Below are 17,514 nucleotides of genomic sequence, written 5' to 3' on the forward strand. Positions count from 1 at the left end.
AATTTCTACTCTAAGCGGGAAATAGGAGATTTCGGTCAGGATGAGTGTGTTGAAGAGGATATCAAGCCAACCAATAATACCGATAGAGGTTGGCAAAGCCGGTTATTTTTGAGTGTCGAACTGGAGCTTCTATTCCATAGGAACAACGAGAATATCGATAGGGGAAGTATCGATGATCTGTTTAGAATGGGAGATGAGCTTATGCCAAAAATCATGGTGATGGCCGCATAGCAATAGGTCAACGCCGTTGGCTTCGATGGCATTTTTGAGCTTATCGTTCAAATCACCCGTTCCCACGAAAATGTGCTTGATTGGGTGCTTGGCGTAGGCTTCAAACTCTTTCAAATGCTTAACGGCATCTTCATTGATGGGTAAATCACCGTCATTTCCCTGAATATCAACGAGCTCTGGATAAATTTCTCCATGCGTACCATCGATATAAACAAATGAAATGCCAGCCTCCAGTTTATCAGCGAAGAAGGTCGCTCTATCAATGAGAATCTTGGTGTCGTCAGACAGTTCAAGTGCGACCAGAATATGTCGGTAATCCATAATTAAAGCCTCTTGTTGTGAGTTATGTAACAAGCATAGTTTCTGTTGACGCAAATGATATCGAAGAGATCTCATATTCCGTAAAATCATCATTCAATGTTCTTCTAAGCACTATCGTATTTATATCGCTTTGATTGGTAAGAAATTTACAAAAGGTTGATATAGTGGTTGAAGCGCTAGCTTATGCTGTTAGATAGGCTTGATAGTTCAATGCGCCAATAACGAAGAGGCATCAATGACAGCACTACTAACCATTCCCACTCGAACATTAGGTTTCGACTACGATATTGAGATCCGAGACTGGTCTCAAAAGCTCGTCGGCTTTCATGTGTTTGAAGATGGTAGACGACCGCTTGATGGAGGCATTGGGCTGAGCCTCAACCTTGTTGAACAGTTTGACGTGAATGGTCGTTGGCTAAATTCATTACCTGCGCGTTATCGTGAAATCACCGACGACTTTCCAGAATACCAATACCAGATGTTGTGGCTTGCTGCGAATACTTATGAAGCCGCGCAATTGCTTGAATTAAGGCCTGTTATTTTGGCTTTGATCTGCATGAAATACAGTGTCGACAACAAGAAAGCACTGGCACTAAGTCGCTTAGGGCAGAAGAAGATCCTTACCAAGTTGGGCTTAGACGGCAGCAAGGCGACACTCAAATTCATCGACAAGCTAGAGCTTCATTACAATGTTGGTGATGAACTCGACCACATTGTTCGCATTCTCGAGCCACTGCAAAGACGAGTCCTTAAGTTTAAGCATTACTCAAAAGTTGGATACACAGCCCTGCGTTTGGACCAAGTTCATCCATTTCTAACTGGTAGCAGGCTAGGGATTGCAATGGTGGAAGAGGGCAGACTTAACGCACCGTCGAAGATGGCGATGTTCCAAGATGCGATATTGCTAGGGCAAGATTTGGAGATGGATGATCCACTGCGCGCGATTACCAGTCAGAACTCTTTTGCGATGTTTGAACAACTCCATGACCGCTGGACGGAGCAACGCCAATTACGTCGTTTGGAGGGTAACTGCCCAATGGATAAAGACATCCCTTATCCCGTTCCTTTACTTGGCAATGACAACATTCATCCGCTCACGGATTATTACGACCTTGAACACGAAGGCATCGAGCAGAAGCACTGTATTGGCGTGTATCACAACCGAATCATGAGCGATCGTTATGTGGTGTTCCGCATGCTCAAGCCTCAGCGTTTAACCATAGGTTTACGCCGCGTCCCGAGCAAAGCATTTCCGTTTGAAATCGACCAAATCTGCGGAAAACGAAATGCACCGCCGTCGGAATCCGCTCGCCAAGTTATTCACGACTGGTTAGAAGCGAGTAAGCGACAGTATCCTAAGCAATAGCGATGAAGTAGAAGGAATACAGGATGTTTCAACAAGGCGATCTTTGCCCGCATTGTGGTTTGATTATTGTGATGCCTACGGATCTACAAGGTGAGTGCTTAGGATGCGGCGAAGAGATTAATCAAGACCCTGCAGACGACTATGACGAAGAAGAGTAGCTTTATCTACTCTGATATAAACCAAGGCTAGGATGGCCAAATCCTCCCCTTCAAAGGACGGAAAAAATGCAGAAAGTAATCTTTAGAAATTGCGATGAAAGCTCTCCTTATTGGAGTGAGGTAGAAGACTTATTTCAAAGCAAATGGTCGGATTTCAAGTTTAAAGACACCTATGAAGAAAACGTAAATCTCCCTCCGGTAATCACAGCACTTCGCGATAATGTGGTCATTGGTGGCTTGGCGTATTCCTATTTTCAGGAACCTCATCAAGTTCGGGATGTGGTTTGGATCAACGCCGTGTTTGTTGCCCCTCAGTGGCGCGGCCAAGGTATTGCCAGTGAATTGATTAATCGTGGTGTCAGACAAGTATCTTCTACAGTGCAAACTCAACTCTACGCTTACACCAATGTCATGGGACTTTATCAAGGGCTAGGTTGGTCAGTTGTCGACATCGAATCAGAGCCAAACCATAAAGTGATGAGTATTGAGGTCAAACGATAGGCTCACAATGAAAACCTACTTGTGTGGTATCTGCTTTTCAAGTAATGAAGTGCTCGCTGTATCCACACCTCATAACTCTGTTAAATTTTCGTTTGAAATTATGCATATATCGCCTTTAAATCAAACAACTCGCTGTTGATTAAAACGATCAAGACGATTTATTGCAGCAGTTGTTGAGCACAAAGCCTATATTGACTAGAATGACGCACTTTTTTTATTTACGTACATACAGGTAATGAACATGAGCGATACTAATTCAAGACCAGCTTTACCAGATCATCTTGCAGGCAACCCACGCAGCCCACACCACGTTGCTGAGTGTTTCGAATACCCAATCGGCATTCGTCTAAATGGTAAAGAGCGTACTGATGTTGAAGAATACTGCATCAGCGAAGGTTGGGTTAAGATCCCTTCTCCAAAAGCGCTAGATCGTTTTGGTCAGCCAATGCTTATTACTCTAAAAGGCACTGTAGAAGCTTTTTACATCGACGCATAATCATGTCGTGTGGCTAGCTAATACATCGACGCATAATCACGTCGTGTGGCTAGCTAATACTTCGAGTAATTAGCTAATGTTTGCTTAATTAGCCAACATCAAGCCACCAAGCGTTATTACCTAAAAGGGTCTAGAGAAATCTAGACCCTTTTTGTTTGCATTGATTTTGACGAACTTCTTTAATCGATAGCCCAAACCACCTTCATAATTCCACAGATTCAACCAAAATTGTTGTTATTCACTATGCATTTGCAGTAATAACAAAGTTGTTGTTGGTTGATTTATGTTCGCTCGCTCTTTTTGGATTTATTTACCCTCGAAAGTTCTGATGTTTAATTGAACAGATACCAACAAAAATATGAAGCGCAGTCTAATTAAATGAAACTAATGTGCTGTATTTAAAGTTATTTTTTGTTAATAACTACCTCTATCACAGAAATTAATCCTGAAGCACATACAATCCCTCCTGTTTTCGAATGAGCGTAAATTTTTTCGTTCGAGCATTTTTAATTCTTCCTTCGCCCAATAATTATGAGGTTCCTATGTTTGGAATATTCAAACCTATGGCGCATATCGATCGCTTGTCATCAGATAAGATCGATAGCACCTACACACGACTACGATGGCAGCTGTTTCTTGGCATCTTCGTTGGCTATGCGGGGTACTACTTAGTCCGTAAAAACTTCAGTTTGGCAATGCCTTACTTGATTGAACAGGGTTTCAGCCGTGGTGAGCTAGGGGTGGCATTAGCAGCCGTATCTATTGCTTACGGTTTATCTAAATTCTTAATGGGTAGCGTTTCTGACCGTTCTAACCCTCGTTATTTCCTCAGCGGCGGCTTGTTAATGTCGGCACTGGTGATGTTCTGCTTCGGCTTTATGCCATGGGCTACAGGCAGCATTACTGCGATGTTTATCCTGCTATTCTTAAATGGTTGGTTCCAAGGTATGGGTTGGCCAGCTTGTGGGCGAACCATGGTTCACTGGTGGTCACGTAAAGAACGTGGTGAGATCGTGTCGGTATGGAACGTTGCTCACAACGTGGGTGGCGGTTTGATTGGTCCAATGTTCTTGTTGGGGCTGTGGGCTTTTAACGACGATTGGCGAACCGCTTTTTATGTTCCTGCATTTTTTGCCACTCTCGTTGCTATCTTCGTTTGGTTTACGGTAAGAGACACGCCTCAATCTTGTGGTCTACCACCGATTGAAGAACACAAAGACGATTACCCAGACGACTACGATACGTCTCACGAGAAAGAAATGACGGCGAAAGAGATCTTCTTTAAGTACGTTTTCTCTAACAAGTTACTGTGGTCAATCGCGATTGCTAATGCGTTTGTTTATCTTATCCGCTATGGCGTACTTGATTGGGCTCCAGTTTACTTAAAAGAAGCGAAAGACTTCTCTGTAGATAAATCCTCTTGGGCTTACTTCCTGTATGAGTGGGCAGGTATTCCTGGCACGTTATTGTGTGGTTGGATTTCAGATAAATTGTTCAAAGGTCGACGCGCTCCAGCAGGGATCCTGTTTATGGTTCTCGTAACTGTCGCAGTGTTGGTGTACTGGCTGAACCCTGCGGGTAACCCAACGGTTGATATGTTGGCACTGGTTGCGATTGGTTTCCTTATCTATGGTCCTGTAATGCTGATCGGTTTGTATGCACTGGAACTTGCACCTAAGAAAGCTGCAGGTACAGCGGCTGGTCTAACAGGTTTGTTTGGTTACTTAGGTGGCGCGGTTGCTGCGAACGCAATACTCGGCTTTATGGTTGACCATTACGGTTGGGATGGCGGCTTCATTATTTTGGTCGGCGCTTGTGTAGCTTCAATCATCTGTCTGCTGTACGCCTTCTTAGGTGAGCGTGCGCACCATAAACAAAAAGATCTCGAACGAGAGAAAGAAGCGTTAGCTCAGTAGTGTATTTACTGAATCACATCTATAAATAACAACAGAGGCAGGTATATCCTGCTTCTGTTTTATCAAGGGAAACAATAATGAAAACAACGTCACTGTCTCTGACCTTATTAGCACTAAGCTTATCTGCAAATGCATTAGCAGATCCTTTAGTGATTGCGCATCGCGGTGCTTCTGGTTATTTACCTGAACACACATTACCCGCTAAAGCGCTCGCTTATGCAATGAAACCTGATTACATCGAACAAGATGTCGTGATGACCAAAGACGACCAATTGGTGGTTTTGCATGATCATTATCTAGACCGAGTCACCGATGTCGCGGATCGCTTTCCAACACGTGCTCGTTCAGATGGCCGTTACTACGCGATTGATTTTACGCTCGCTGAGATCAAATCATTAAAGGTGACCGAAGGCTTTAAGTTAGATGAACAAGGCAACAGAGTGGCAGGGTACCCAACGCGCTTCCCAATGTGGCAGTCTGATTTCCGTGTCGCTACCTTTGCAGAAGAAATCGAGCTGATCCAAGGCCTAAATAAGACCTTAGGTTATGACGTGGGCATCTATCCTGAAATTAAAGCACCTTGGTTCCATCGTCACGAAGGCAAAGATATCTCAAAAGCTGTGCTTGCAACCTTGCATCAATATGGTTACCTATCAAAAGACGACAAAGTGTATTTGCAGTGTTTTGACGCCAATGAACTTCAACGCATTAACGATGAGCTCATGCCAGTGATGGAAATGGATCTTAAGCTCGTTCAGTTGATGGCCTATACAGATTGGAATGAAACCATGACCTACCAAGGTGACAAAGCAACGCCGTACAGTTACGACTGGATGTTTGAAGCTGGTGGCATGGAAAAAGTGGCGTCTTATGCGGAAGGAATAGGCCCTTGGAAGCCAATGTTGGTGGACGATGCATCGACCAAAGATAACATCATTATTAAACCGTTAATGAAGTCAGCAAAAGACGCGGGCTTAGATGTTCACCCGTACACGTTCCGTGCTGACCCAGGAAGAATCCCAGCTTATGCTGATAACTTTGATGGCATGTTGGATGTCTTCTACAACCAAGTCAAAGTTGATGGTGTGTTTACCGACTTCCCAGACAAAGCGGTCGACTTCTTGAACCGTTAATACCCCGTCAGTTACGAGCTATTAGTAACGAGATACTAAGAGCCAAAAGCACCGACTAAAGGTGCTTTTGGCTCTTCTTTCACTTTTTGGATCTCCTTGTACTGGCCTCGAAATCCTACCTATATTCTTCTTTCTCAGCCCGCATTTTGATATTCACTCGGTTTACAGCTATAACCTGACTTGATAGGTTACTCCCACTGCAGCCAGATGCTTAATCTATAAGTGTTTATCGGCTCAACCTGATATTGAATTTGGAAAGATCATGGAAGAAAGAAGCAAAGCTTATCTTGATAGCTACCTCAACACATTACCAGCAGACGTTGCTTCGCAATACACCTCTTTTAGTGCCGACTATTACTGTGCTGATGAATACAACGCCAACCTCTGCGCCCAGTTAATTCTCAAGGGTGAAAAACAAGCGTCTTGCAGCCTTGAATATTGGTACAGCCATGAAGGCGAGACGAGACCAGTAGTTGGTCACTTGCAAGTCGTCACTGACTGGGATGGCAAGCCAGTTTGCATTGTAGAGATCACTTCAGTCTCACAGTGCAAATATAACGAAGTGACGGCGGAGTTTGCTGCTGCCGAAGGCGAGGGTGACAAAACACTCGAATGGTGGAAAGAAGCTCACTGGAACTTCTTCTCTCGTGAATGTGAAGAGCTCAAGATCTCACCAAGTGAAGACATGTTACTTATGTTGGAGCGTTTCAAAGTGGTTTATCAATAAAGGGTATTTTGTGTTTAGAAGATCGTGCTCCATAAACAGTAACAAGGTTGTCCATAATGAGCCTAACCGTCCGAGAAGTTTTTATAGGCTCGCTTAAACATTAGATAATTCATCGTATGCAGGAGGCAAGATGACAAAGCTAATCGAATTAACAGAAATAGTCTTATTCGACTGGGGCAATACGCTGATGGTCGATTTCCCAGACGCACAAGGGAAGATGTGTGACTGGGAAACCGTACAAGAAGTGAGTGGTGCTCGTACATTACTGGGGGAGTTGTCGAAAACTCATCTAGTTTATGTTGCTACCAATGCTGGTGATTCCAGTAAAGACGACATCATTCGAGCCTTTGAGCGTGTTGGCCTGTCTCAATATATCTTGGGTTACTTTTGTAAGGCGAGCATTGGCTTTTCTAAGTTCGAGTCGGGGTTCTATCCTGCCATTATTTCTAAGCTCGGTGTTTCACCACAAGAGATCACCATGGTAGGCGACACTCTAGAGAAAGACATTTACCCAGCACTTGAAGCGGGTTTGCAAGCGGTGTGGTTGAACACGGAAGGTGCTGAGCTTAAGTCACAGCATCCAGGTATCGTACAAGTTCAAAACCTAAGCGAACTGTTGGAGTAGCGCGATTAACTCTCTGATATTAAGTTCAGATAAAGCGCTTGTCCGTTTTGACGTAAACCTCTCATCTCTTTGCTGTTTAATCCTCTAAGCTAACTCTAGTTTCTACTATGAGGGCTAGGTTATGAGTATCGAACGTCATGGAATATCGGTTGGAATTGAACGTGTTAGCGGTGAAACCATCGTTGTGTTTAAAGCGAAAGGCAAGCTTACACACGATGACTATCAAGCAATGATGCCAATTCTAAATACCACGCTAGAAGAACTCGATTCATCTAAACTCAAGATGCTGGTCGACATCTCAACCTTAACAGGATGGGAGTTACGTGCAGCTTGGGATGATTTTAAACTGGGATTAGAGCTCAATTCGAAGATAGACAAAATCGCGATTTATGGTGATAAAAGCTGGCAAGAAATGGCATCAAAAGTCGGCAGTTGGTTTGTGTCCGGTGAGATTAAGTCATTCGAAGACCATGACTCTGCGCTTAAGTGGCTAGTCGATTGATACTATTCGCGGGCAGCTAGAGAGCAGTTCGTAAACATCGCCAATGACAGTTGACGAGAATTGTCTCGAACGCTGTCATTTTTCGTTTTGGTTATGATATTTCCTATTCGATTCAATAGAGTATATTCCTTCCAGCGTGTAACATACCCAGGCTTTGTTTGGTCGCGACTAATGGTGTGGCTTGATTCAGTAAGAACGAGAACTAAAACAGAAATAAGGTCTAACGACATGCATAAGGTAATTGATAAGCTGGCTTGGATATTCATCAAAGACGGCAAGCTGTTGATGGTCAGATCAAAAGGCAAAGAACTGTTCTATCTACCGGGTGGTAAGCGTGAAGCTGGCGAAAGTGATGAGCAAGCACTGGTTCGCGAAATCAAAGAAGAGATCTCAGTTGATTTAGTGCCTGACTCCATCAAATACGTCGAGACGTTTACAGGCCAAGCTGATGGCAAAGCGGAAGGCGTATCGGTGCAATTGACTTGCTATCTTGCTGATTATAATGGCGAACTGTCTCCGGATGCCGAAATTGAAGAGCTTAAGTTTGTGGATGGCAACGACAGAGCGGTATGCTCATTGGCGGCACTGGTTGCGCTTGATTGGTTAGAAGCGAACCAGTATTTGGCTTAAGGTTTTAGCGGCTACTAGCTAATACTGAAGATTGATCTTCAAAAGATCATCGCTTACGAATAGCTTGAAGGGCGGCTGTCTTTCATCAACAGGTCGAGTTTCCTTTGAGCTTTCTTCGTGTCTTGTAAATCCACCACCTCAATCATTTCACACTCATCTCGTACCATCTCATTAATTAGGCTTGGGTAGTGTCGGCAATCTTCTGGTCGGTCTAAGTAAATGCTACATGTGTACTTGGCTTGAGCCTTGGTGTCTTTCGTCGGAACCAGCTCCAGAAAAGGGCAGCGAGTTAAACGTTCGCCAGATTCAGGGTCGAACCAGATCTCGCTTCCTCGAACATATTCAAAGATGTCTGGGTTGAACAACTCCCACAAATCGATCTCTTCTTGAGTCGCGGCAAGGTCGCCATCTCCGTATTTGATACAGCATTTTCCGCATTGATTACAATCTTTCATTATCGACTTCATAAGTTGGTGAGCTTTTATCATTTTACCACTGATAGGCGTGGCACGTTGATTTTGTTGTTCATGGTTAAGCCGTTACGGGCGGGAACTTGGAATAGCGGTACTTAAAATCAATTTATCTATGAACCGCCACTCCAATCAAAGCTGTAAACAGTGATACAATTTGCGCCTCTCACGTTATTCAAGCAAAGGCATCAAAATGAGAACCGTATACACCACCGAAGGCAACATTAACGCAAAGAAACAAAAAGAGGCTTACCCAAAGCTCGCTTTATGTGACAAGTGCGTTGGTGACTATGTGGTTATCGAGCAAGGTGAACGAACTTACAAGCCTTGTGCTAAATGTGGTGCCGACGATTAATGCGCCTTGATAAATACCTATGTAAAAGCACTGACCTAACCAAGCCTGAAGCAATTGAACGCATCCATAATGGCGAGGTGAACGTAAACAGTGAGACGGTCACCGATGAATCGACTCAGGTTCATGAAAGCAACACCATCTTGTTAAATGGCACTCCGCTTAAGTTGCGAGAATTTCGATACCTCCTAATGCACAAGCCTGCGGATACTATCTGCTCTAATATCGATGAAGTTTATCCTTCACTGTTCAACTACATCGAGATAGACAAAGCATCAGAACTGCACATCGCAGGACGCTTAGATGCAGACACCACAGGCTTAGTCTTGATTACCGATGATGGGCGATGGTCATTCAACATCACTCTGCCAACCAAGTCATGTAAGAAGGTGTATCGCGTGACATTGTCACGAGATATCAAAGATGATGTCGCTGACAAGTTCAAAGCGGGCGTTAAATTGCAGGGCGAACAAAATCTGACGCGTCCGGCAGAACTCGAAGTGATTACCAGTAAAGAAGTGCTGTTGACCATTACAGAAGGTAAGTTTCATCAAGTAAAACGAATGTTTGCTGCGGTAGGAAACCGAGTTGTTGGCCTTCACCGTGAACAGATTGGTGATGTTCGTTTAGATGTTGAAGCAGGCCAGTGGCGTTATCTAACTAAAGCCGAAGTCGACTCATTTCAGCAAGACTCTGAATAAACACCGTAACCACTTAAAGCGTTAAGCGTGTCAGCACAAGAACATCAACACTATAAGGATGTAGGATGGAAAACCTCAAAGTCTCAGAGATTAAGTCTTTCGTACCCTCGAAAGACTTCGATTTATCCAAGCGTTTTTACCAGTCAATCGGCTTTGAAGTGATGTCTGAATTTCACGATATCGCCTATCTACGACACGGCGGTTGTGCCTTCCTTCTGCAAAACTTTTATGAACCTGCGCACTGTCACAATTACATGATGCACTTGCTGGTTGAAGACGTAAAAAGTTGGTATCAACACATCCAAAACTCTAATGTAGTGTCGGAATTTGAAGTTACCGTTTCCGATTGAGCTTGAATTTGTAACAGACTCGCGCGCATCTTCCCAATATCAAAACAATCCTTGGAGTATTTAGAAATGTTGTTTTCTAGTCTGTCTAAACCATTGGTTCATGGCTCCGAGTTATGTTCTGAACTGCTCAATTTCTTAACCGAGCATAAACGTGAATTCGAAGAAAAATTAATTCCTGATCTGTCATACATCGATGATATGGCACATGTGGTGAACGGTATCAAAATCAAAGACGTTCTACACATCAATGCGAATCAATACCGACTTCAATATTCGTTTGATTGGGAGTTGTTTCTAGGTTGTTCAGATAGGAACGAAACCGGTGTAGAGAATGGAAGTGTTCTATTCACTCTTGAGGACGATAACGTTCTTAATATCAACTTCCCAAAATACGGTTCTCGAGATACTAGCGATGAGCTCTAGTCGGTTCTTCGTGGGTGCTATACAGAAGGAACAACAATGATAACTATCGAAAGGCTTGAAGAATCCCATGTGGCGTCAGTTCAGGCCATCCAACTCGCCGATGAACAGGTTAAGTTCGCTGGTACAGCTGCAGAGTTTTTATTAGACGGCAGTGAAACGACGCACTTGCACGTGATTAAGTCTGATAACGAAGTTGTGGGTTTCTTTAAGCTGGATATCGCTTACGCAGAGCACTACGAATTCTGCCCTGAAGGAAGCATTGGCTTGAGAGCTTTTGTGCTTGATAAAAACCAGCAAGGTAAAGGTTTAGGAACAGGCACGGTGAAGGCTTTGTTTCCGTATTTAAAAGCGAATTACTCAGCGTATGAGTCGATTTACTTAACTGTGAATTGCAAAAATCCGGCAGCATTCAACTGTTATAAGAAAGGCGGCTTCGAAGATATCAATCAACAGTATTTAGGTGGCGCAGCAGGCCCGCAATTTATCATGCGCGGTCGAATTGCTTAGTAATATGGAACCGATTAATTGTTGATGAGAAACACCTGCACAACTGTATGCAGATTGAGAGTCTTAAAGAACACGAGAATGAAATTTGATGAAGGTTCAATATCTTGAAGTGGTTACCCCAGAGGTCGATGTCGTTTGTGCAACATACGCTCAGCTCTACAACGTGAAATTCAGTGGTGCAGATGTGAACCTTGGTGGGGCGCGCACTGCAAAGCTATCTAATGGCGGGGTAATTGGCATTCGAGCACCGCTTCGTGAAACTGAAGAACCAACTGTTCGTCATTACACGTTGGTTGAGGATATTCAGTCTGCAGTAACTGCAGCCGAGAAACTAGGCGCCGAAGTTGCGGTGCCGCCAATGGAGTTACCACGTCACGGAATGTGTGCCATTGTTATTCAAGGTGGCGTCGAACTCGGATTCTGGGAGTTATAGCTGATGCATAGCCTTTAGATTGTGAAGGACGAGATACTACGATTTATGATGCGACACCTAGTGTCTTTACCTGCTTCATGGCATCATTCCCTGCAGTAAAAACCCCAACAAGGTATGTTATGAAACAGAATATTGTCCACATTGCACTCGTGGTAAAAGACTACGATGAAGCGCTTGATTTCTATGTAAACAAGCTTAAGTTTGATCTCATCGAAGACACGTATCTACCAGAAGAAGATAAGCGTTGGGTTGTTGTTGCTCCACCAAATTCAACCGGTGTGAGCCTGTTACTTGCTAGAGCTTCCAAGCCAGAGCAACTCGATTTCATCGGCAACCAAGCTGGTGGACGCGTATTCCTATTCTTAAACACCGATGACTTCTGGCGTGATTACGAACGTATGACGTCTTTGGGCATTAACTTTGTCCGAGAGCCTAAAGAGCAAGGCTACGGCACCGTTGCTGTGTTTGAAGATCTTTACGGTAACTTGTGGGATCTGCTTCAGTTAAATCCTGAACACCCTATGGCTAACAGGTAGATAAGCTTAGCCCACAACCATCGGGTGTTGCGTATTACAAAATGTCGGTTCATTGGGAGTAACGCTTCTCTTTCGTTAGGTTAACCCTCCGCACCGCTAAATCATCAACTTAAGTTAAGGAAGCTCATCGTGGAAGAAATCAAAGGCATTCTGCAATTCATGGTCGAGATTGAACAATTAAAGGATGTTCATCGACAGACAAAACCGGTTGGATTGGATCGATATGAAAACTCCGCTGAGCACAGTTGGCACGTCTGTTTGAGCGCACTCATGTTGAAAGACTATGCCAATGAAGAAATCGATATTACGCGAGTAATGAAGATGCTGCTGATTCATGATCTTGGGGAAATCGATGCCGGAGACACCATCATTTATGCCAGTGAAACCGAAGAAAACAAGCTCAAAGAGAGAAACTGCGTCGAGCGCTTGCTGAAATCATTGCCGAGCCATTCAAGAAGCGAGTATTTGGATTTATGGCTTGAGTTCGAAGCCGGTGAGTCACCGGAAGCTAGATTTGGTAAGGCGATCGATAGAGTGCCGCCTTTGCTTCATAACATCCATGGTGGTGGTCATAGCTGGAAGAAGCACAACATATCCAAAGACAAAGTCCTGACCTTCAATGGCGAGCGTATTTCTAAAGGCAGTCGTGCCTTATGGAAAGAGCTAGAAGTGCAGCTTGAAGGTGCTGCGGACAAAGGGCTATTAAAGTAAAAGTTAATTTCGTACCTAAGCGTAACAATAGCTTTAGCTGTTCAATGAGGGAAATCTCGATGGCAACTGATTCAAGATGCATGGCACTTACCTTGTGTCTCATTTCTTTCAAATAAAGATCTAGTGGACAACAATAAGTTCGAGAACCGAGTGATAAGTTGTTAGTATGCATCAACTTTATAAATATTGGTTGGCTTATATAAATGCTTGATAATAAGTATATTAAACATCCTTATCACTGCGAACTGTGTAACGCACTTACCCCGCACCTTGCTGTTAACGCTTCCGATGCTGAATCTAAAGCGGACACTGAATCTGAAAAGAAACAATGGAAGTTAGGCGTGTTGATGGAGTACCTGATGACGTTATTGTTTAAAGGTGACCATAATGTTCCCGGCTTTTACGTCGACAGTGATTACGAATACCAGTGTGAGAAATGTGGAACCAAATCGTGGCACTGATCGTGTGTTTAACTTTTGAAAAAATCCCCACCTAAACTGATAATAAGACGCATTAGAAAAGTGATCCTCTCTGCAAACTGAGAATGGAATCGCGTCTATACTGACATGGGTTACGTCGCTGAATTTGGAAGTGGCGCTATGAATGTAAGTTTGATTAGGTTAAATCTCAGAGGTGACGATGAAAAAATTACTACCACTATGCGCCATTTTACTCTCGGCATCATTTTCAGCTGCGGCTTCTGATGGTTTGATTAAATACCAAAGTAATTATTCAGTGAAAGAGACCGCTGACCGCTTTGAAGAAATCGCCAAGAGCAAAGGTTTGACCTTGTTTGCGAGAATCGACCATCAGAAAAACGCGAGTAAGGTCGATCTTGAATTGAGACCAACGGAAGTCATCATCTTTGGTAACCCGAAAGTAGGGACACCATTAATGCAATGTGCTCAAGAAGTCGCGATAGATTTACCGCAGAAGGTGTTAGTCACTGAGGATTCTAATAAGAAAGTATGGTTGTCTTACAACGATCCTAATTACTTGGTAGAGCGTCACGCGATCAATGGCTGTGACGAGGTCGTTAAGAAAGTATCGGGTGTACTAAGCAAGCTATCAGAAGCGACAGTGGCGAAAAAGAAAGCAAAATAACCAAGATCAATAAGCACTCATTAAGACTATTAATGGGTGCGATATGACGATGATATCGCCCATTAGTCATTGTGTTGACAACTAAGCAACAGTATATAAAAGTAGTTTTATGAAACTGAATTTAGCGCAATCTAACCAACGAATTATCATCATTCCATAGGAATGGTGGGATTGTTGATGCGCTTTGTTTATCGAACCCACCCGTAAGGTGGGTTTTTTGTCGCTGTCTTATGGGTTTTATCTGAATAGAGGAAGTCATATGAAAAAGATCGCGGTTTTTGGCAAGCCTGGGAGTGGAAAATCCACAGTCAGCAAGGCGTTAGCACTAGCTACAGGGATAGAGCTTCACCAGTTGGACTCTATTGTTTACAAGGCCAACGGAGAGTTTGTTGAACGTGAAGTATTTGAGGAGGCTCATGAGAGCATACTTAAGTCAGAAAGCTGGATCATCGATGGTTTTGGCCCTCTAGGCTCGTTCAACACACGTTTAGATGCAGCTGATACCTTGGTTTATATCGACATTCCTTATTCAACTAGCTACTGGTTTGTAACCAAGAGAATGCTCAAAGGTTTATTTGTTAAACCTGAAGGCTGGCCTGCTGGAAGCTCAGTGATAAAAGGCACGATACAAAGCTATAAGACACTACAACTGTGTCCTAAATTTTGGAATGACGACTTTAGAGCGCAGTTAGAATTGCGCGCTAAAGAGAAAGAGGTTTACATCATCAGAAGCGTGACTGAATTGAATAACTTTGTTCACCAACACTTCACTTAACAGTCGAGAGTTTACTTTTCTTTAAAACGCTCTTACTTACTCATAACTTCATGAAAATATTTAGATTTAACTCTACGTGTGGCATATTTGCCATATGTTTAGTTTGTGCTTTGAGTTAAGGAGATAGATATTATGTATGGAAGTGAGAAGACGAGAGCGTTCTGTAGTAACTGTAAGGAACTGACACTGCACAAGTACACTATGTTCAGTAACCAAGCCGAAAAAGCGCCACAACATGAAAAGAAGCCAGGGTTGCTTGGAATGATTTTATCGTCGCTAGCTTCAAGTGGCGGAAACGGTGACTATAAATGTACAAAGTGTGGAACCAATTTACGTACACCGGACAACCTTGATTAGCCTTTAACCTACTTAATACTTCAACATTCTTCTTCTTTAATTATCCGTTTTCATTTGATAATAATTCAAATTGTACCGTGTTTTTCATTGAATGAACTTCTAGTAGTCTATGCGAATAGTTAATTATTGGGCATTCAAATGACACAGTATCAGTTCCAACAAGGGCATATTCGCCCACCTTCAGAAGCGGATAGCTTATTGATTCGCACCACCCAAGGTTGTCCTTGGAACAAATGTAAATTCTGTACGCTGTTTGAGGGGATGGAGTTTGCAATTCGTCCCGTTGAAGAGATTAAGAAAGACATTTGGGCTGCGAAAGCATTCTATAAGAACCGTAAATTTGAGACCTGTTTTCTGCAAGACGGTGATTCATTCACTATGGATACCGAAGACTTGCTGGATGTGTTGAATACACTCAAACAAGCCTTCCCAGAGTTAAAGCAGATCAGCTCTTATGGACGAGCGCAAAGCATGACTAAGAAGTCGCCTGAAGAGATGAAAGCCATCTGTGATGCAGGGCTCAACATGCTTTATTGCGGTATGGAATCGGGTTCTATTGATGTTCTCAAATTGATGAAAAAAGGCATTACTCCGAAATCTATTTTGAAATCGACCGAATACGCGAAGCAAGCGGGTATGAAGATGATGACCTTCATTATCCTTGGCTTGGGTGGTAAAGAATATTCGGCGCAGCATGTTGAAGAAACGGCGGCCTTACTTAACCAAATCAACCCAGATGAAATACGCATTCTGTCGCTTGCTGTGAAGCCTGGAACCGAATTGGATGAACTGGTGCAGAATGGAGAGTTCACGCCACTTAGCGAACGTGAAATGCTTGAAGAACAATATCAATTGATCAGTAAACTAAACCGCGTGACGGGCAACTATGGTAACTATCACGGTATTAATTTGTTGATGGAACTGAACGGACAGCTGCCACAGGATAAAGCGAAGTTCTTAGCGACAATAGACCGTTTCAATATGATGAGTGAGAATGACCAGAATAACTTTATCTTGGGACGTCGCATTCATTACTACGCCGCATTGAAAGACATGGATAACCAACTTATGTACGATTCTGTACAAAGAGAGCTTAATCGCATTCAAAAGCAAAATCCCGATGAACTCGACAATGTGTTTTACCAACTCCGTCAACGCATGATCTAGCAGCAAGGACTAATAACATGAATAACCTCGTTAACTGGCAAATCAGAAATGAAAATCCGGAACATCGATCTTTGGAAAACGGCGTGCTGACGATGCAAGTGCAAGAGGGCAATATCTTTGGTGCGGGTTCAGCTGATGTTGATAATATCTTCGTTCATCCAGTATCTAGCTCGGATTACAGCACAGAAGTGACGGTTCAATTAGATCCAAACCTCGCATTTGAACAAGCTGGGTTAGGTATTTACTGGGATAACGACAACTACATTAAAGTGAGCAAAGAGATGTTCATGGGCGAGCGTTCATTGGTGTTCGTTGTAGAACAAAATGGTCAGCCACAGATCAAGGAACGTCTGTTGTTTAGTGAATCTAGTGTGTCGGTAAAGCTCGTCAAACAAGGCGGAAAAGTCGGCGCTCATTTCCGCCCGTTAGAAAAACAACAATGGCAGGAAGTGATCACGTTTGATTCGTTAGTAGGCAGTGAACAGGGTGTGATGCTTTATACGTTCAGTGGCAGTAAGGCGACGCCTAATTTCGCCAAATTTAGTGGCTTCAGTTTGTCTGACGCCTAATAATTTGTCTTACGCTGAATAAGCTTGCTTAGCGTATAAAAAAACGGACCGATATTGCTACCGGTCCGTTTTTAAATTCTTCAAGTCAAAGCGCTTATGCACAGCACTTCTTGTATTTTTTACCGCTGCCGCAAGAACACGGATCGTTACGGTTAGGGGTCTTTTCAAACGTCATCGTTTTTGGCTTGTTCAGTAGAGTATCAAGCTCGATGGTGTTCTCTTCTTTGTCTGCGTCGACTGTAACAGTAACGAAGATAGTATTTTCAGCGGCTAGTGCTTCAACTTCTGCTTTGCGCGCTTCAGTTTGAACCATTACTGCGATTGGAGATTCTTCAGTACCCGCTTTCACATCGCGGTTTACGTTGTAGCCAGCAAGAACGTGGTTCTGTCTTGTTTCGATACGGCCTTTGAAAAATAGTTTCGACATTGGGTACTCATTAAAAATGTTGAATG

The 17,514-nt window shown here is 43.3% G+C and carries 26 protein-coding genes and 1 pseudogene; 24 read left to right on the forward strand and 3 right to left on the reverse strand.

Annotated features, from left to right (window positions below):
• Positions 1-129 precede the first annotated feature (129 nt).
• Positions 130-552 (reverse strand): universal stress protein, encoded by a 423-nt coding sequence (locus tag AB4133_RS06870; protein WP_017063967.1) that lies wholly within the window; start codon positions 550-552, stop codon positions 130-132.
• Between the two features lie 235 nt (positions 553-787).
• Between AB4133_RS06870 and AB4133_RS06875 the strand changes: the two genes are divergently transcribed.
• The 10 genes from AB4133_RS06875 to AB4133_RS06920 all read left to right on the forward strand — a co-directional run bounded on the left by AB4133_RS06875 (position 788) and on the right by AB4133_RS06920 (position 8,606).
• A complete protein-coding gene (locus tag AB4133_RS06875; protein ID WP_372224126.1) occupies positions 788-1,918 on the forward strand; it encodes a PcfJ domain-containing protein in 1,131 nt (376 codons plus the stop codon).
• 23 nt (positions 1,919-1,941) lie between these two features.
• Positions 1,942-2,076 carry a hypothetical protein gene (locus AB4133_RS06880; RefSeq protein ID WP_017059202.1) on the forward strand — a complete coding sequence of 45 codons (135 nt, stop codon included), beginning with the start codon at positions 1,942-1,944 and terminating at the stop codon, positions 2,074-2,076.
• Positions 2,077-2,142: 66 nt separating this feature from the next.
• On the forward strand, positions 2,143-2,577 hold the full coding sequence (locus tag AB4133_RS06885; protein WP_372224127.1) for a GNAT family N-acetyltransferase: 435 nt from the start codon (positions 2,143-2,145) through the stop codon (positions 2,575-2,577).
• A gap of 241 nt (positions 2,578-2,818) precedes the next feature.
• Positions 2,819-3,073, forward strand: coding sequence for a DUF3297 family protein (locus AB4133_RS06890; RefSeq protein WP_017059204.1), 255 nt, complete (start codon positions 2,819-2,821; stop codon positions 3,071-3,073).
• Between the two features lie 542 nt (positions 3,074-3,615).
• Positions 3,616-4,989 carry a glycerol-3-phosphate transporter gene (gene glpT / locus AB4133_RS06895; RefSeq protein ID WP_052878355.1) on the forward strand — a complete coding sequence of 458 codons (1,374 nt, stop codon included), beginning with the start codon at positions 3,616-3,618 and terminating at the stop codon, positions 4,987-4,989.
• A 77-nt stretch (positions 4,990-5,066) separates the two neighbouring features.
• Positions 5,067-6,122 (forward strand): glycerophosphodiester phosphodiesterase, encoded by a 1,056-nt coding sequence (glpQ, locus tag AB4133_RS06900; RefSeq protein ID WP_136978493.1) that lies wholly within the window; start codon positions 5,067-5,069, stop codon positions 6,120-6,122.
• A gap of 262 nt (positions 6,123-6,384) precedes the next feature.
• Entirely contained in the window at positions 6,385-6,849 is a 465-nt protein-coding gene (locus AB4133_RS06905) for an ASCH domain-containing protein (RefSeq protein WP_017059207.1), read from the forward strand.
• A 130-nt stretch (positions 6,850-6,979) separates the two neighbouring features.
• On the forward strand, positions 6,980-7,474 hold the full coding sequence (locus AB4133_RS06910; protein ID WP_372224128.1) for an HAD family hydrolase: 495 nt from the start codon (positions 6,980-6,982) through the stop codon (positions 7,472-7,474).
• A 121-nt stretch (positions 7,475-7,595) separates the two neighbouring features.
• Positions 7,596-7,976: an STAS/SEC14 domain-containing protein gene (locus tag AB4133_RS06915; protein WP_017059209.1), complete on the forward strand. Its 381-nt coding sequence runs from the start codon at positions 7,596-7,598 to the stop codon at positions 7,974-7,976.
• Between the two features lie 228 nt (positions 7,977-8,204).
• A complete protein-coding gene (locus AB4133_RS06920; protein ID WP_061018042.1) occupies positions 8,205-8,606 on the forward strand; it encodes an NUDIX domain-containing protein in 402 nt (133 codons plus the stop codon).
• Positions 8,607-8,659: 53 nt separating this feature from the next.
• Here the strand turns inward: AB4133_RS06920 and AB4133_RS06925 are convergent, their stop codons facing one another.
• On the reverse strand, positions 8,660-9,061 hold the full coding sequence (locus tag AB4133_RS06925) for a YkgJ family cysteine cluster protein (RefSeq protein ID WP_017065706.1): 402 nt from the start codon (positions 9,059-9,061) through the stop codon (positions 8,660-8,662).
• 208 nt (positions 9,062-9,269) lie between these two features.
• On the opposite strand from AB4133_RS06925, the gene AB4133_RS06930 reads away from it, so the two are divergent.
• From AB4133_RS06930 to AB4133_RS06995, 14 genes and pseudogenes are all read left to right on the forward strand, one after another.
• On the forward strand, positions 9,270-9,431 hold the full coding sequence (locus AB4133_RS06930; RefSeq protein WP_017059212.1) for a hypothetical protein: 162 nt from the start codon (positions 9,270-9,272) through the stop codon (positions 9,429-9,431).
• The gene (locus tag AB4133_RS06935) at positions 9,431-10,129 is read left to right on the forward strand and encodes a pseudouridine synthase (protein WP_372224129.1); all 699 of its coding nucleotides are present in this window, start codon (positions 9,431-9,433) and stop codon (positions 10,127-10,129) included. The genes AB4133_RS06930 and AB4133_RS06935 overlap by 1 nt, the downstream gene beginning before the upstream one ends.
• A gap of 65 nt (positions 10,130-10,194) precedes the next feature.
• Positions 10,195-10,476 (forward strand): annotated as a pseudogene (locus tag AB4133_RS06940) (glyoxalase); the annotation flags it as partial.
• Between the two features lie 69 nt (positions 10,477-10,545).
• On the forward strand, positions 10,546-10,902 hold the full coding sequence (locus AB4133_RS06945) for a hypothetical protein (protein WP_136982724.1): 357 nt from the start codon (positions 10,546-10,548) through the stop codon (positions 10,900-10,902).
• Positions 10,903-10,938: 36 nt separating this feature from the next.
• On the forward strand, positions 10,939-11,409 hold the full coding sequence (locus tag AB4133_RS06950) for a GNAT family N-acetyltransferase (RefSeq protein ID WP_372224130.1): 471 nt from the start codon (positions 10,939-10,941) through the stop codon (positions 11,407-11,409).
• Between the two features lie 88 nt (positions 11,410-11,497).
• Positions 11,498-11,842: a VOC family protein gene (locus tag AB4133_RS06955; protein WP_017063932.1), complete on the forward strand. Its 345-nt coding sequence runs from the start codon at positions 11,498-11,500 to the stop codon at positions 11,840-11,842.
• Positions 11,843-11,961: 119 nt separating this feature from the next.
• Positions 11,962-12,378, forward strand: coding sequence for a VOC family protein (locus tag AB4133_RS06960; RefSeq protein ID WP_017061801.1), 417 nt, complete (start codon positions 11,962-11,964; stop codon positions 12,376-12,378).
• Between the two features lie 129 nt (positions 12,379-12,507).
• Positions 12,508-13,089: an HD domain-containing protein gene (locus tag AB4133_RS06965; protein ID WP_102321002.1), complete on the forward strand. Its 582-nt coding sequence runs from the start codon at positions 12,508-12,510 to the stop codon at positions 13,087-13,089.
• Between the two features lie 203 nt (positions 13,090-13,292).
• Positions 13,293-13,550 (forward strand): hypothetical protein, encoded by a 258-nt coding sequence (locus AB4133_RS06970; RefSeq protein ID WP_017061803.1) that lies wholly within the window; start codon positions 13,293-13,295, stop codon positions 13,548-13,550.
• Positions 13,551-13,728: 178 nt separating this feature from the next.
• A complete protein-coding gene (locus tag AB4133_RS06975; RefSeq protein WP_017066540.1) occupies positions 13,729-14,193 on the forward strand; it encodes a DUF302 domain-containing protein in 465 nt (154 codons plus the stop codon).
• A 259-nt stretch (positions 14,194-14,452) separates the two neighbouring features.
• Positions 14,453-14,968, forward strand: coding sequence for an adenylate kinase (locus tag AB4133_RS06980; RefSeq protein ID WP_136978486.1), 516 nt, complete (start codon positions 14,453-14,455; stop codon positions 14,966-14,968).
• A 132-nt stretch (positions 14,969-15,100) separates the two neighbouring features.
• Complete coding sequence (locus AB4133_RS06985; RefSeq protein ID WP_017061807.1) at positions 15,101-15,325, forward strand: hypothetical protein; 225 nt, start codon at positions 15,101-15,103, stop codon at positions 15,323-15,325.
• Positions 15,326-15,463: 138 nt separating this feature from the next.
• The gene (locus tag AB4133_RS06990; protein WP_017061808.1) at positions 15,464-16,492 is read left to right on the forward strand and encodes a radical SAM protein; all 1,029 of its coding nucleotides are present in this window, start codon (positions 15,464-15,466) and stop codon (positions 16,490-16,492) included.
• A gap of 17 nt (positions 16,493-16,509) precedes the next feature.
• On the forward strand, positions 16,510-17,061 hold the full coding sequence (locus tag AB4133_RS06995) for a DUF1349 domain-containing protein (RefSeq protein WP_136974256.1): 552 nt from the start codon (positions 16,510-16,512) through the stop codon (positions 17,059-17,061).
• A 94-nt stretch (positions 17,062-17,155) separates the two neighbouring features.
• Here AB4133_RS06995 and AB4133_RS07000 read toward each other — a convergent pair whose 3' ends face one another.
• Positions 17,156-17,488 carry a PBPRA1643 family SWIM/SEC-C metal-binding motif protein gene (locus AB4133_RS07000; protein ID WP_017068336.1) on the reverse strand — a complete coding sequence of 111 codons (333 nt, stop codon included), beginning with the start codon at positions 17,486-17,488 and terminating at the stop codon, positions 17,156-17,158.
• Positions 17,489-17,514 lie beyond the last annotated feature (26 nt).

Origin of the sequence: Vibrio sp. 10N.286.52.F8 (genome assembly GCF_041468745.1) — a bacterium.
In the GTDB taxonomy this organism is placed as follows: Bacteria; Pseudomonadota; Gammaproteobacteria; order Enterobacterales; family Vibrionaceae; genus Vibrio; species Vibrio crassostreae_C.

What these genes read in the sequence shown, in the direction of transcription:
- AB4133_RS06920 (WP_061018042.1), top strand. Translation starts at nt 8,205, where the DNA reads ATGCATAAGGTAATTGATAAGCTGGCTTGGATATTCATCAAAGACGGC.
- AB4133_RS06885 (WP_372224127.1), top strand. Translation starts at nt 2,143, where the DNA reads ATGCAGAAAGTAATCTTTAGAAATTGCGATGAAAGCTCTCCTTATTGG.
- AB4133_RS06930 (WP_017059212.1), top strand. Translation starts at nt 9,270, where the DNA reads ATGAGAACCGTATACACCACCGAAGGCAACATTAACGCAAAGAAACAA.
- AB4133_RS06980 (WP_136978486.1), top strand. Translation starts at nt 14,453, where the DNA reads ATGAAAAAGATCGCGGTTTTTGGCAAGCCTGGGAGTGGAAAATCCACA.
- AB4133_RS06995 (WP_136974256.1), top strand. Translation starts at nt 16,510, where the DNA reads ATGAATAACCTCGTTAACTGGCAAATCAGAAATGAAAATCCGGAACAT.
- AB4133_RS06945 (WP_136982724.1), top strand. Translation starts at nt 10,546, where the DNA reads ATGTTGTTTTCTAGTCTGTCTAAACCATTGGTTCATGGCTCCGAGTTA.
- AB4133_RS06925 (WP_017065706.1), bottom strand. Translation starts at nt 9,061, where the DNA reads ATGAAAGATTGTAATCAATGCGGAAAATGCTGTATCAAATACGGAGAT.
- AB4133_RS06975 (WP_017066540.1), top strand. Translation starts at nt 13,729, where the DNA reads ATGAAAAAATTACTACCACTATGCGCCATTTTACTCTCGGCATCATTT.
- AB4133_RS06990 (WP_017061808.1), top strand. Translation starts at nt 15,464, where the DNA reads ATGACACAGTATCAGTTCCAACAAGGGCATATTCGCCCACCTTCAGAA.
- AB4133_RS06970 (WP_017061803.1), top strand. Translation starts at nt 13,293, where the DNA reads ATGCTTGATAATAAGTATATTAAACATCCTTATCACTGCGAACTGTGT.
- AB4133_RS06985 (WP_017061807.1), top strand. Translation starts at nt 15,101, where the DNA reads ATGTATGGAAGTGAGAAGACGAGAGCGTTCTGTAGTAACTGTAAGGAA.
- AB4133_RS06870 (WP_017063967.1), bottom strand. Translation starts at nt 552, where the DNA reads ATGGATTACCGACATATTCTGGTCGCACTTGAACTGTCTGACGACACC.
- AB4133_RS06960 (WP_017061801.1), top strand. Translation starts at nt 11,962, where the DNA reads ATGAAACAGAATATTGTCCACATTGCACTCGTGGTAAAAGACTACGAT.
- AB4133_RS06890 (WP_017059204.1), top strand. Translation starts at nt 2,819, where the DNA reads ATGAGCGATACTAATTCAAGACCAGCTTTACCAGATCATCTTGCAGGC.
- glpT (WP_052878355.1), top strand. Translation starts at nt 3,616, where the DNA reads ATGTTTGGAATATTCAAACCTATGGCGCATATCGATCGCTTGTCATCA.
- AB4133_RS06905 (WP_017059207.1), top strand. Translation starts at nt 6,385, where the DNA reads ATGGAAGAAAGAAGCAAAGCTTATCTTGATAGCTACCTCAACACATTA.
- AB4133_RS07000 (WP_017068336.1), bottom strand. Translation starts at nt 17,488, where the DNA reads ATGTCGAAACTATTTTTCAAAGGCCGTATCGAAACAAGACAGAACCAC.
- AB4133_RS06935 (WP_372224129.1), top strand. Translation starts at nt 9,431, where the DNA reads ATGCGCCTTGATAAATACCTATGTAAAAGCACTGACCTAACCAAGCCT.
- glpQ (WP_136978493.1), top strand. Translation starts at nt 5,067, where the DNA reads ATGAAAACAACGTCACTGTCTCTGACCTTATTAGCACTAAGCTTATCT.
- AB4133_RS06955 (WP_017063932.1), top strand. Translation starts at nt 11,498, where the DNA reads ATGAAGGTTCAATATCTTGAAGTGGTTACCCCAGAGGTCGATGTCGTT.
- AB4133_RS06875 (WP_372224126.1), top strand. Translation starts at nt 788, where the DNA reads ATGACAGCACTACTAACCATTCCCACTCGAACATTAGGTTTCGACTAC.
- AB4133_RS06880 (WP_017059202.1), top strand. Translation starts at nt 1,942, where the DNA reads ATGTTTCAACAAGGCGATCTTTGCCCGCATTGTGGTTTGATTATTGTG.
- AB4133_RS06950 (WP_372224130.1), top strand. Translation starts at nt 10,939, where the DNA reads ATGATAACTATCGAAAGGCTTGAAGAATCCCATGTGGCGTCAGTTCAG.
- AB4133_RS06915 (WP_017059209.1), top strand. Translation starts at nt 7,596, where the DNA reads ATGAGTATCGAACGTCATGGAATATCGGTTGGAATTGAACGTGTTAGC.
- AB4133_RS06910 (WP_372224128.1), top strand. Translation starts at nt 6,980, where the DNA reads ATGACAAAGCTAATCGAATTAACAGAAATAGTCTTATTCGACTGGGGC.